12 protein-coding genes and 1 pseudogene are annotated in these 12,074 nt (G+C 58.4%); 6 read left to right on the forward strand and 7 right to left on the reverse strand.

Features of this window, described 5'->3' with window-relative positions; translation table 11 throughout:
* Nucleotides 1–49: 49 nt before the first annotated feature.
* On the reverse strand, nucleotides 50–247 hold the full coding sequence (locus F1563_RS04480) for a hypothetical protein (protein WP_002527862.1): 198 nt from the start codon (nucleotides 245–247) through the stop codon (nucleotides 50–52).
* Nucleotides 248–273: 26 nt separating this feature from the next.
* On the opposite strand from F1563_RS04480, the gene F1563_RS04485 reads away from it, so the two are divergent.
* On the forward strand, nucleotides 274–705 hold the full coding sequence (locus F1563_RS04485; protein ID WP_002527863.1) for a DUF4307 domain-containing protein: 432 nt from the start codon (nucleotides 274–276) through the stop codon (nucleotides 703–705).
* 21 nt (nucleotides 706–726) lie between these two features.
* On the forward strand, nucleotides 727–1,233 hold the full coding sequence (greA, locus tag F1563_RS04490) for a transcription elongation factor GreA (RefSeq protein ID WP_002527864.1): 507 nt from the start codon (nucleotides 727–729) through the stop codon (nucleotides 1,231–1,233).
* A 126-nt stretch (nucleotides 1,234–1,359) separates the two neighbouring features.
* Here the strand turns inward: greA and F1563_RS14740 are convergent, their stop codons facing one another.
* Together F1563_RS14740 and F1563_RS04500 are read right to left on the reverse strand one after the other, a co-directional pair.
* Nucleotides 1,360–2,328 carry a hypothetical protein gene (locus F1563_RS14740; RefSeq protein ID WP_002527866.1) on the reverse strand — a complete coding sequence of 323 codons (969 nt, stop codon included), beginning with the start codon at nucleotides 2,326–2,328 and terminating at the stop codon, nucleotides 1,360–1,362.
* Nucleotides 2,329–2,365: 37 nt separating this feature from the next.
* Nucleotides 2,366–3,600: pseudogene (locus F1563_RS04500) on the reverse strand (AI-2E family transporter).
* A 70-nt stretch (nucleotides 3,601–3,670) separates the two neighbouring features.
* On the opposite strand from F1563_RS04500, the gene F1563_RS04510 reads away from it, so the two are divergent.
* Nucleotides 3,671–4,387: a uracil-DNA glycosylase gene (locus tag F1563_RS04510; protein WP_002527869.1), complete on the forward strand. Its 717-nt coding sequence runs from the start codon at nucleotides 3,671–3,673 to the stop codon at nucleotides 4,385–4,387.
* A 37-nt stretch (nucleotides 4,388–4,424) separates the two neighbouring features.
* On the opposite strand, the gene F1563_RS04515 is transcribed toward F1563_RS04510, so the two are convergent.
* A complete protein-coding gene (locus F1563_RS04515) occupies nucleotides 4,425–4,523 on the reverse strand; it encodes a methionine/alanine import family NSS transporter small subunit (protein WP_081414881.1) in 99 nt (32 codons plus the stop codon).
* Nucleotides 4,520–6,139 carry a sodium-dependent transporter gene (locus F1563_RS04520; protein WP_002527870.1) on the reverse strand — a complete coding sequence of 540 codons (1,620 nt, stop codon included), beginning with the start codon at nucleotides 6,137–6,139 and terminating at the stop codon, nucleotides 4,520–4,522. The genes F1563_RS04515 and F1563_RS04520 overlap by 4 nt, the downstream gene beginning before the upstream one ends.
* 154 nt (nucleotides 6,140–6,293) lie before the next feature.
* Here F1563_RS04520 and msrA point away from each other — a divergent pair, with 154 nt between their 5' ends.
* The gene (msrA, locus tag F1563_RS04525) at nucleotides 6,294–6,932 is read left to right on the forward strand and encodes a peptide-methionine (S)-S-oxide reductase MsrA (protein WP_002527872.1); all 639 of its coding nucleotides are present in this window, start codon (nucleotides 6,294–6,296) and stop codon (nucleotides 6,930–6,932) included.
* Between the two features lie 839 nt (nucleotides 6,933–7,771).
* The gene (locus F1563_RS04535; RefSeq protein ID WP_002527875.1) at nucleotides 7,772–8,635 is read left to right on the forward strand and encodes an aldo/keto reductase; all 864 of its coding nucleotides are present in this window, start codon (nucleotides 7,772–7,774) and stop codon (nucleotides 8,633–8,635) included.
* Between the two features lie 27 nt (nucleotides 8,636–8,662).
* Here the strand turns inward: F1563_RS04535 and F1563_RS04540 are convergent, their stop codons facing one another.
* Together F1563_RS04540 and F1563_RS04545 are read right to left on the reverse strand one after the other, a co-directional pair.
* The gene (locus tag F1563_RS04540; protein ID WP_002546496.1) at nucleotides 8,663–10,591 is read right to left on the reverse strand and encodes an OPT family oligopeptide transporter; all 1,929 of its coding nucleotides are present in this window, start codon (nucleotides 10,589–10,591) and stop codon (nucleotides 8,663–8,665) included.
* A gap of 134 nt (nucleotides 10,592–10,725) precedes the next feature.
* Nucleotides 10,726–11,157, reverse strand: a complete 432-nt coding sequence (locus F1563_RS04545; protein WP_036958334.1) for a GtrA family protein — start codon at nucleotides 11,155–11,157, stop codon at nucleotides 10,726–10,728.
* Between the two features lie 135 nt (nucleotides 11,158–11,292).
* Between F1563_RS04545 and F1563_RS04550 the strand changes: the two genes are divergently transcribed.
* Nucleotides 11,293–11,784, forward strand: a complete 492-nt coding sequence (locus tag F1563_RS04550) for a GNAT family N-acetyltransferase (protein WP_002533782.1) — start codon at nucleotides 11,293–11,295, stop codon at nucleotides 11,782–11,784.
* Nucleotides 11,785–12,074: the final 290 nt, after the last annotated feature.

Genomic DNA, 12,074 nt, shown 5'->3' on the forward strand with positions numbered 1-12,074 from the left:
ACCCCGTCCTCGGCCACTAGCCCGTCTGACCTGGATCTACTCCATTAGTTCAGCGCTCAGATGCTTGACTCGCGTCCTTGTTGTGCTTCTCCTTGAGGGCAGGACCACAAGGAACCTCGTCAAAGTCGATACCGCGAATGTTGCGACGAATGCTGATCCACGCGACGATGCCAAAGACAGCCAGAACAAGGCAGCACAGGAAGTTAGCGAGACCGGTACTCACAAGTTGAGCTGCAAGAACTGTCACGGTAACAGCCTACGCCCTAAGGCACAATGGGCCACGTGTCAACCCCAAGCCGTGACCCTTCCCTCACCGATGAGGCCCACGAGCGCATCGTGACCCGTTACCCCAAGCCCCGCCGGGCACCGTGGGTCGCCCTTATCATCGTGCTGGCGGCAATCCTCATCGGATGGACGGTGTGGACGGGGCTCTATCACGCCGATCAGCCGATCCGAGCCAGCTTGCACGGTTACCACGCGGTGTCTGATACTCGCGTCGACGTCACCATCAACCTGCATCGCCCCAATCCATCCGTCGCAGGCTCTTGTACCTTGGCTGCCACCGGAGCCGACCATGTGCGCGTCGGGGAGACGACTGTAACGTTCCCGGCAGGCTCGTCGAGGGATGAAACAATCCATACCAGCGTCAAGACGTTCTCGCGGGCTGTCACCGCCGAGCTGGAAAAGTGTAGACCGATCAGGTGACTCTCGCGGTAGGATAAATAGATGCCTGAGTCTGAAGACACTGTGTGGTTGACCCAAGAGGCCTTCGACAAGCTCACCCAAGAGCTTGAGTACCTCAAAGGTAAAGGCCGCACCGTCATTGCCAACAAGATTGCCGACGCCCGATCGGAGGGAGACCTCTCTGAGAACGGCGGCTATCACGCTGCCCGCGAGGAGCAGGGGCAGGCCGAGGCCCGCATCCGTCAACTTGAGCAGATGCTGCGTAACGCTGAGGTGGGCGAAGCTCCGTCTTCCCCCGATGAGGTCGTGCCAGGTTCCAAGGTGACGGTCTGCTACTTCGACGATGAGTCCGACACCGACATTTTCCTGCTGGGATCGCGTCAGGTGATGGGTCTTGACGATTCCGTCGACATCTCCGTGTATTCACCGCAGTCCCCTCTTGGCGGCGCCATTTTGGGCCATTCGAAGGGCGAGTCGACCGAGTACAAAGCTCCCAACGGTAAGACAATCAAGGTGACGATCCTTGACGTCGAGCCGTTCAAGGAGTGACGCTCACCAACCGGCACACAACAATACCGACGATTACGACAACATTGACGGACAACATCGTTCATCGCTATGAAGGTAAGGTGCTATGCGCCCTACCTTCATTGCGTTCTACCTGATATCGCTACCTCACATCGCGCGGACGGCGATTCGCCCGACCAGGCACGTAAGGTCGAGACGGGCAGATCCGTTACCCACCACGTATTCGTCAACCTCTCCGCCTTCGGGCCAGGAGATCATGCCAGTATGCGCCTTGCCTCGCACCGACACGTTGGAACCGCCTGCCAGCTTGATGCTGAGGTTGCCTGACTCGACGCGAATTTGGGAGCGCCCAGTATCGATACGCCCGGTGATGCTGCCATTTCCAGCTTGAAAGAGCCCATCCTCGATCTGATGCACGCCGTCGATCTCGGTAACACCGGCAGTAACACGCAGCCGCCCGAACCTTTCGACCCCGCTGGCACGCAGCGAGCCACCGGACAGCTCGATGTCGACAGGAAGATCAGGGTGCACCCGAACCGTCACCTCACGGCCGAGGCCCAGATCCTTAACCCCGTCCATATCGGCCGGGAGGCGGAATCTCTTGAGGACGCCGAGATCCGGAGCCAGGTGTCCGTCAATCCCGACCTCGACGACTCGTCCAATGCGTCGGCGGGTGTGCTTGCCCTCGATCTGCAGACCGGAAATCGATCGGTCTCCAACCAGGCGGATGCGACGCCCGCTGCAGTTGACACGGACACGGTCTAGATCCGTCGCCACGTCGACGCTCCTCTCCAGATCATCACCGCCACTGGCTCGACGCGGCTCTGCCGACACCGTCGAGGCGACCGTTTCTCCCACAGTCTCAGCCATTCCGGACACGACTCGCCATGCGGACCGAAGCCCCGCCTTAGCCTCGGGGGGAATCGTGAATCCACCTAGCGGACTGCTACCAGCCTCGGAAGCTTCATGCCGGGGGTCCGGGCCGTTATCGGGGCCACTCGTAGCCCCAAATGTGGGCTGGCCTTGTTCAGCAGCAGCGATACGACGGTTTGCCTCGACGGTGTCGATCCTCCCGGCAGCAAGGTCTTCAAGGATGGCGGTGATGTCAGCGCTCATGACATCAACTTTACGGGGGATTCCAACACATCAATGGTCACGCATGCTCAGCAGCCAGGTCATCGTGGTTCGGCGGGACCTCGTCCGCCGGAGTTTCAGGGTTCAATGCCTTGATGAAGGCCACCCCAAAAGCGACAATCGGAATGGCGAGCAGGGCACCCACAATGCCGGAGATGATGGCACCGACTGCGATGCCGAGCAGCACGATGAGCGGGTGAATGGAGACGGCCTTGCCAAGCAGGAAAGGCTGCAGGATGTGTCCTTCAATCTGCATAACGGCGACAAAAACGATGAGCATGATAAGGGCTTTGAAAAAGCCAAGGGTCACCAATACTACGGCGACGGCGACAACACCGGCCGTTAGCGCACCGACAATGGGCACGAAGGCCAAGATGAAGGTCAAAGCGCCGATTGCTACTGACATTGACGACCCAATAATGGCAGCACCGATACCGGCACCCAGACCGTCGACAAATGCGACAATGACTGCAGCGCGTACATAGGCCACCAGCGCAACCCAGCCACGCTTCGCGGCGTCAAGGATCTTGGCACGATGTTCGCGTGGGATCAAAACTGCCGATTTCTCGGCCAACTTATCGCCTTCGTAGACGAAGAAGAACGTTGCAAACAGCGCCATCACAAGGCCAGCACTGAACCGCCCAATCTGGGTGCCGGCAGCAGCGGCAGTCGAGGCGATGCGCCCCTGGGAGCCAGCCATGGCTGTCTCCGCCTTGTGCATGAGGTCTGTGAGCTGAGCCTTATTGGTGTGCAGGGGGCTCCGAGATAGCCACTGTAAAGCCTGTTTGAAGCTGGCGACACTTTGGTTACCCAACTCGCGCCACTGCAGGGCGATCTGGGCCCCGACGAGGGTGAACACCCCACCAACCAGGATGATGAGGAGCAATAAGCAAATACCCGAGGCAATACCGCGATGGATGCGATGCCGTGACAACCAATTTGCTAGTGGCCACATGGCGGCCGTAAGCATGAGCGCTACCGCGACTGGCACGGACACCTCAGAAGCTGCGTGGAGCACTTGGTAGAGGCCATAAATGAAGGCTGCAATGACCATTATCCGCCAGCACCATCCGGCGGCAGTAGCACGCCCTTGGGCACGTCTTCAACTGGGGCAACGGCAGCCGCGGTGGGCTTGGGAGTCACTGGAGCGGCCTCGGAAGTGGTGTTAGCGCCGACCGTCTCATCCTTGGCGCCGGTAGGCGAGGATGCCGATGGTGGCGTGAGGGTCTTCCTACCCGAGCTAAAGAGCTTCATGGGTTCCTTCCGGAATAGTGTAGATGGGGCTGTGGGCCCCGGGAGACGTGATCACAGGGTAGCGTTATAGATGTCATCCGTATGTATTCTCTTGGAGGCCACCGTGGTTGCTCGTCCCCTTGCCGAACTCGTTACCCCCGACTGGGCGGAGGCATTGGCAGGCGTGGAACCCCGGATCCACGAGATGGGCAACTTCCTACGAGCGGAGACAGCTAACGGGCGAGGCTTCTTGCCCTGTGGTGACCGTATTCTGCGTGCGTTCTCTCGTCCGATGGCTGATGTTCGCGTGCTTATCGTCGGCCAGGACCCCTACCCGACGCCCGGGCATCCGGTGGGTCTGAGTTTTTCAGTGGAGCGGGACGTACGGCCGCTGCCGCGGTCCTTGCAAAACATCTACGCCGAGTTGCAGTCAGATCTCGGAATTGCCCCGTGCGAACACGGTGATCTCACCGGCTGGTTTGAGCAAGGCGTGCTACTGCTCAACAGGTGTCTAACCGTCCAGCCGGGACGTCCTGCGTCCCATCGAGGCAAGGGATGGGAGGAGGTCACACAGACGGCGATCGAGGCCTTGGTTGCCCGCGGCGGTCCGCTGGTGGCAATCTTGTGGGGACGCGATGCACAGTCTCTCCAGCCCACGCTGGGCGATGTTCCTATCGTGAAGTCCTCACACCCCTCCCCCATGTCAGCCCGATACGGTTTTTTCGGCTCTCGACCCTTCAGCCGCACGAATGAGTTGCTCGTACAGCAAGGGGCCGACCCCATCAACTGGGATTTGTCGTCCCACTGATCGAATCAGTCCCTGGCGTCGAGTTTTCCCGTCAATCCTATTCAGGATGACGGAACAACGAGATAGCTGACGCGGTGAGTCCGCCCCACACGGTGACCATTGCGATGATCATCATGATGATCGCTGAAGTGCTCATAACAGGGCTCCTTTCTGGGTTTCCTGGGTGTTTTCACGGGCCAGCTCTTCCTCGCGGGTGAGCTCATGGTTGATCGCCGAGCGATGCGGCCATGGGACAAGTGAGAGCGCTACTGCCACCACGATGACGAGGACGGACGTTCCCCAGCCAAAAATCCTGACGAAGTTTTTAGGCATCCCGCCATATCCCTTACTTGCGACAGTGATGATCTCGGTGATCCACAGGCCCAGCAAGACCAGCGGAGCGGCGACGCTGACCAGAGCCATCCATACCTTGTTGACCTTGAACGAGGAGTACTCGTTAAGGTCATCGCGCAGCACCGGCAGCTTCCGCAACACCCAAGAAATGACCAGGCAAGTGAGCAGAGCAACTCCGACGATGCCGATGTTGTTGATAAAGTGGTCGGTGACGTCGAGCAAGTTAAGGCCAGTCGTCGTCGGAAACAACATGATCGACGCAACGGCCGTCACACCGCCGATAATCCACGTAGCCGCCTTGCGCGGCATACCCGTCTTTTCTCGGAAAGCGGCGACGACGACCTCAAGCAAGCTGATCATTGAGGTGATGCCAGCAAAGACCAGGGAAACAAAGAACAGCACCCCCAGAATCGGTCCGACAGCACCGGCCCGGCTGATGATCTGCGGAAAAGCGATGAAGGCCAAGCCGATTCCCGAACTAGCGACCTCACTGACCGGCTTCCCCGATGCGGTCGCCATGAATCCCAGAGCAGCGAAGACACCGAGGCCCGCAAGGATTTCAAAAGACGAGTTCGCGAATCCGACGACCAGGCCAGATCCCGTTAAGTCAGACTTTGGTTTGAGGTAGGAGGCATAGGTCACCATGATTCCGAATCCCACTGAAAGTGAGAAGAAAATCTGACCGTACGCAGCCATCCACACCTGATAGTTGCCCAGTGCATCCCACGACGGGGTAAATAACGCATTGAGTCCCGTCGAGGCGCCATTGAGGGTAAGAGCGATGATGACTAGAGCAATAAACATCACCGCGAGTAGTGGCATGAAGATCCGCGATGCCCTCGTGATGCCCTTTTCAATGCCGGTAGCCATGATCGCAAGGACGAAGACCCACAGCAGCAACAACGGCCAGAACACTCCCGACACGAAGTGGAACTCAACGTCAACGTTGCTCGCCACGTGGAGGAAATTGCCAGTGAGGAACCCCTCTGGGTCGTTTCCCCAGGCCTTCGTCACAGAGAATCCGACATAGCGAATGGCCCAAGCAATGATGACCGCATAATAAATGACGATCACCCAACAGATGAGGGTCTGCCACCAGCCGATAGCCTCGGTGCGCTTATTGAGACGGCGTAACGCCATTGGCGGCGAGCCTCGAAACTTATGTCCGACGGCGTAGTCGAGGAAGAGCAACGGGATACCAGCGGTGAGCAGCGCCACCAGATAGGGAACGATGAAGGCTCCGCCACCATTGGTATAGGCGACGTAGGGGAATCTCCAAATATTTCCCAAGCCGACCGCAGAACCAATTGCAGTGATGAGGAAGGCGCCTCGGCCGGTGAAACTTTCACGTCGCTGGGACTTTCCAGTGGTGTCTCCTCCACCTGCAACGGTCGCGCCGGACTGCGCGAGGTCAGACATGTGGGTCCTTTCCTGCGGTGAACTTCGGAGACACAGTCTCACATCCTGAAGCGAGATGCTCGGATCATGGACCACCCATTGAGACGGGCCGGAATGGATCGCTGACGCGATTCGTTGAATTCCATGACGATAACGACGTAGCAGGAGAAAGTGCATGAATAAAAACGAGATGGTCTCACCAGAAAGCGCACTACCTGGGGGCCGCGCCCCGGTGCTAGAGATGCCGTTCTTTCACCGGGTAACCGGAGATCGACTCGATCGCTCCTTCCCAGGCTCCGAGACGATCTATCTCGCCATGGGATGTTTTTGGGGAGCCGAGAAGCTCTTCTGGAGTACCGACGGGGTACTCCAGACCGCCGTCGGGTACATGGGCGGGCTCACCCCTAATCCCACCTACCGCGAGGTGTGCACCGGACGCACCGGCCACGCCGAGACCGTCCGGGTCACCTGCAACCCCAATCAAATCTCAACTGAAACTATCCTCACCGTCTTCCTGGAAAATCACGACCCGATTCAGGGAATGCGCCAAGGCAACGATGTCGGCACCCAATATCGCTCGGCCATCTGGTGCACTACGACCGAGCAGTTCATGATTGCCACCACCCTCAGAGGCTCCTTCCAGACCAACCTGCTCAGCGCAGGCTACGGGGGTATCACGACTGCGATCTCGATGGCCGACAGTACCGAGTTCTACCTGGCTGAGGCCGAGCATCAGCAGTACCTGGCCGCCAGTCCGATGGGCTACGCATGCGACCATCGGACTGGAGTCTCATGCGCACCAAATGACGTATGACTCGGTCCCACATTGTAGTTTTCGCCACATGTCCGGGCGTCACTCACGTACGCCTCGGGCATGACGCGCGCAAGTGAGGCTACAAGCACCGTGCCGAGAACTCGTGTGGCCTTGATGACACTCCTTACGCTTGCACTCGTGGCTCTGGCAGCCACTTTCCCAACGGAAGCAAGCGCAGCTGGGCCCTGCAAGGTCACTGGGATACACCATCCATGCACAACTGCAGATGTCGACCCGCGATATCAGCAAGAGCGAAGTCGAAGTTTCGGTGAGGGTCAACTACTCACGAGGTGAATACCAGCGCACCAAAAAGACTGGACTCTACCAAGGAAGCCCCCTTGACTCTCCAAAACGACCTGCTGTGGTCATGAACTCTCAGAGTGTAGTCGTTACTGCTTGGTGGCCAACTGGGCGGGGACGCGGAGGGGGCGGCTCTTGGAGCGTCCCTGTGGCTCCTGAACTACTATGACCCGATACCAACTGGCAGCCCAAATCGATGATGACTGTAGCTGCAACGCCGCGATGGTGACCTTCGAAGATTCTGTGGTGGCTGGCCCAACCACCGATTGCCCTATCTACGGAACAACGGGTGAGGTCGAGGCTGTAGTCACCTTCGATGCGGCTGGCATGCTCTTAGGAATCGAGCTTCTCAATGCATCTGTGCAACTGCCTGTCCAACGAACGACTACAGATCAGCCGACGCTACCAATGTCCTCGTAGACCATGGCTATTTTCGTAACTGCCGGGGAACCCCTTCGGCTGCTGCCCAGTCCACGCAACCGGGGTGTGCCTCGCGCGAGCATGATGGACATGACCACCCACTGAGGAGAATTGAACACATGAAGTACCGCAAGATCGGACCCTTCCGCAGCTCTGCCATCGCCTATGGCTCGATGCCGTTGTCAATCGAGGGGCACCCGGGCCGCGAGACCGCGATCAAGGTCCTCCATGATGTCCTGGACGCTGGATGCACCCACATCGACACTGCCTGGGCCTACTACACCTCGGGCGGCGCGGAACAATACGGCGAAAAGCTCGTCGCAGACGCCCTGGAATCCTGGGATGGGGACCGCTCAACACTCTCGGTGGCGACCAAAGTTGGTCACTTTCGGTGCTTTAACGATCACGGGGAAGCGGTTTGGGACGTAGATGGATCACCGAAGCGTTTACGTCGCGACGCCAAGCTTTCAGCCGAGGCGCTGCGCACTGATCAGATTGACCTGCTATACCTGCACCGTCCTGACCCGAAGGTCGAATACGAGGAGATGGTGGAAACTCTGGCGGGCATCCTCGACGACGGCTTGGCACGTACCGCCGGCATCTCAAATGCCAGTCCCGACCAGATTCGACTGGCCCACAACATCCTCGGCGACCGGCTCGTAGCAGTACAAAACCAATTTTCCCCGGGCTTTCTGTCGTCGCGTCCGGAGTTGGAGCTATGCGGCGAACTCGGCCTAGCCTTCGTTGCGTGGAGCCCGCTGGGCGGGTACCGGCGTCCCCTCGACGAAGACGCCTTCGCAGCTTTCCAGCGCATCGCCGACGCTCGCGGCATTAGCAGAGCACAGATCATCCTCGCCTGGGAGCTAAGCCAGGGTCCGCACGTCATCCCGATTCCCGGATCCCACCGTTCCCCGACGATTCTCGACTCCCTCAAGGCCGTCGACGTCGCGCTGAATGATGAGGAACTTACCCAGTTGCCGTGATAGTCCGTCACACGAACCCGGCACCCCTCAGGCTTCGACGCGCTCCTTTGCCTCGCGTTCGGTCCACTGGTACAGGGACGCGATAGCAGCGACGAAGATGACCACGCCGACGATCCCAGCACCGCTATCCCACGACTCCGGTGCGATCGCGATGGCCTCCTCAGATCCCGCGGCCGCGATCATGGCGGCATAGATAACACCGAAGATCGACTCACCGACAATAAGGCCCGTAGCCAGCAAGATGCCGGTGCGCTTTTTACCTTCGACGTCACCGCTAGTACGAGCCGCCCACTTATCGAACAGCCAGCCAAGCGCGGCACCAATCGGAATGGTGAGGGACAGAGTCATCGGCAGGTACATGCCCATGCCGACGGCCAGCGGCGGAAGGGAGAACTTCTTGGTGGTGTGAGTGAGGACCTCGTCAATTATGATGACGCCGATACCCACGAGAGCGCCAATCCCCATGAGCTCCCAGTTGAGAGACCCACCGAAGACGCCAGTGGCCAGCGAAGAAATAAGGGTAGCCTGTGGAGCCTGCAGGGCATCGGGGCCAGCGCCAGGGGCACCCTGGAAGCCAAATGCGGTCTGCATGAGCTGCATGACGGGCGGGATGGTGGCCGAACCAAAGACGACGCCAATGACGAGCGCAATCTGCTGTTTCCACGGTGTCGAACCAACCAACTGACCAGTCTTAAGGTCTTGCAGGTTGTCGTTCGAGATCGTCGCGATACCAAAGACGATGGATGCGGTAAACAGGGTGTAAGCCACCATCTTCGCTGTCTCGTCACCACCCACAGCACCATAAGTGAGCTTGATGAGCAGAGCAGCCACCAAGACGACCAGGATGCCGACGCCGGAGATCGGGCTGTTGGATGCGCCGATAAGACCAGCCATGTAGCCACACACGGAAGCAACGGCCAGGCCGACGAGCAAGATGAACACCACGCTGACAATGATGACGCCGGTCATGGCCCGAGAGACGACCATGTCACGGGCAAATCCCCACAGCATGAAGCCAATCGGAACCATGGAGACCAGCACGACGGTCAGGACGACAGAAACCGGAAGGTCACGCTCGGTTAGCGGGACTTCGCCACCCTCGTGGCGGGTCTTGGAGGAACGTATGGAATCGCTGATGCCCTTGGTAATGGGGCCGATGACCTTAATAAGAGTCCAGATGGCCGCCATACCAATGGTGCCAGCACCGACGAAACGAACATCACTCGTGAAAACGTCCTGAATCACTGTGAGGTCGCTGCCAACCTTGCCGGATACCCGCCACGGCAGAATCGCACCGTAAGAAATGATGAGGCCGACAAGGATTGCCGCGGCAACGGCAACGCCAACCAAGTGTCCGACACCAATGAGAGCCATCGACATGCTGACGCCAACTATCGAGCCGCTGCTATCGCCAACCTTAAAAGGTTTAGTTAGGGCCGACTTCACAACCTTAACGTCCGACAACAGGGCATACCCTGCCGAAACCAGAGAACCAACGATAATGACTCGCAGACCCACCTTATTGGCTTCGGCTGCGCCAGCAGAATCGCCGACTTTGAGCACCTCGGCTCCGGCCACACCTTCGGGGTAAGGAAGATCTGACCCAGTCACGAGGGCCCGACGCAGCGGAATGGAGTACATGACACCGAGGATGCCGCCGACCAGACAGATGGCAAGGGTGGTCCAGTACGAGAATCCTGTCCACCATCCGACCATGATCAGGCCGGGCAGGACGAAAATAATCGCGGATAGGGTACCGGCAGCCGACGCGATTGTCTGGACGATATTGTTCTCTTCGACCGAGTGTCCCTTGAAGTGGCGTAGCACGGCCATCGAGATGACGGCAGCCGGAATAGATGTGGCGAAGGTCAGACCGACCTTGAGTCCGAGGTAGACGTTCGCCGCGGTGAAAACCAACGTCATGAGGCCGCCGAGGATGATGCCTCGCAGGGTCAATTCACGTACTGAGGTCCCCGGCTGGAGGGCCGGCGCTGACGAGCTCGATGGGTCAGACATACTCCCCTTCTTCCATAAGATGGCCTGACCACTATGCCACCATCAGACTCCGAAAGTGTAGAAAGCACCGCCCTTTACGCCAACTGTCGTCTTCCTGACTTCGGGAACACCCAAATACTCAACATGACATAGATGTAAAGGCCCTCGACGCAAGCTGCGGTGAACCTAGCGAGCTCAAAATGAACACCCAGGGATTCCAGTAAGGAAGACAATCCGAGGGTCAGGCACACATAATTCGTCACCATCGTAACGACGTAGCGCCCACTCTGACGACCGAGGTTGCCGTGGGACTGAAAGTTCAGCCATCGATTCACAAAGAAGGAGTACATGGCCGCCAGCCCGTACCCCAGGGATACCGACACCGGATACGGCAGTCCTACTCCTAGGAAGAACACCGCCAATAGGCTCATATCAATAAGGAAGCCCAGCCCATTGATGATGCAGTAACCGATGAAGGTAACGGGAAGCCCCGACAAGAGAAACGGCAGGATGGAGTGAACTGTCAAGCACCCTCTCGCGAACACACGTGGGGCAGAGCGCCGCGGGACCTTTTTAGCCCTGATACGTTTCACACTCGTCACCACAAACCCATTTTGGCAGGTCCGTCAAGGACCGTCGCCACGGGCCGATAGCCTAAGCCCATGGCGACGACGAGACCCGTAACCCCAACAGACCTACCTTTCATGGTCCATGTCCTGCGACATGCGGCAGGTGGGATATCTGGACCACTTAGCGTCGAGGAATGTCGAACAAATCCTGCTATCGCGCACTACATCGATGGCTGGACGCCAGACCAAATAGGGCTTATCTGTCTCGTTGGCGACACCCCCATTGGTGCTGCATGGATTCGTAATTTACCTGTCACGGATCCAGGCTACGGGTTCGTAGCCCCCGGGATCCCGGAGTTGGTAATAGCCGTCTCTCCACGGTATCGCGGGCAGGGGAACGGCGGGTATCTTCTGGCAAGCCTCTTGGACGCCTGCCGGGTCCAAGGAATTAGATCTGTAAGTCTCAGTGTTGACGCTGGGAATGAAGTGGCTGTGGCTATGTACCGGCGGGCTGGTTTTATCCAGGTATCGGATGATCATGACCATCCAAGAATGCTGTGGGTTGACGGGGACTCGATGATCTAACCACTAAATTCCCTATTTCTAGCATGGCAAACAGTTACGGCTGGTAGAGCACAGCAGCATCGATACCCTGTTCCAGGGTAACCGTGTTCTAGTCAACGCATTACACTAATACCGACTAGGGTTATGGATACATAACGTCTACAACTGGGAGGTGCAGGGGCGTATATAAAGGAGTGGGGTGGGTGTGGATACCTACTCGTATCCACACCCACCCCGTATCACTTATGTTCCGGCAGTGTCCTACTCTCCCACACGATCCCTCATGCAGTACCATCGGCGTTGGAAGGCTT

It is taken from the genome of Cutibacterium modestum (assembly GCF_008326345.1).
Lineage (GTDB): Bacteria > Actinomycetota > Actinomycetes > Propionibacteriales > Propionibacteriaceae > Cutibacterium > Cutibacterium modestum.

Bases quoted from the DNA above. Each gene is read 5' to 3' on its own strand.
- F1563_RS04515 (WP_081414881.1), bottom strand. From the start codon at position 4,523: ATGAGCACTTCAGCGATCATCATGATGATCATCGCAATGGTCACCGTG.
- F1563_RS04520 (WP_002527870.1), bottom strand. From the start codon at position 6,139: ATGTCTGACCTCGCGCAGTCCGGCGCGACCGTTGCAGGTGGAGGAGAC.
- F1563_RS04535 (WP_002527875.1), top strand. From the start codon at position 7,772: ATGAAGTACCGCAAGATCGGACCCTTCCGCAGCTCTGCCATCGCCTAT.
- F1563_RS04485 (WP_002527863.1), top strand. From the start codon at position 274: ATGGGCCACGTGTCAACCCCAAGCCGTGACCCTTCCCTCACCGATGAG.
- F1563_RS04550 (WP_002533782.1), top strand. From the start codon at position 11,293: ATGGCGACGACGAGACCCGTAACCCCAACAGACCTACCTTTCATGGTC.
- F1563_RS04510 (WP_002527869.1), top strand. From the start codon at position 3,671: ATGTCATCCGTATGTATTCTCTTGGAGGCCACCGTGGTTGCTCGTCCC.
- F1563_RS14740 (WP_002527866.1), bottom strand. From the start codon at position 2,328: ATGAGCGCTGACATCACCGCCATCCTTGAAGACCTTGCTGCCGGGAGG.
- msrA (WP_002527872.1), top strand. From the start codon at position 6,294: ATGAATAAAAACGAGATGGTCTCACCAGAAAGCGCACTACCTGGGGGC.
- greA (WP_002527864.1), top strand. From the start codon at position 727: ATGCCTGAGTCTGAAGACACTGTGTGGTTGACCCAAGAGGCCTTCGAC.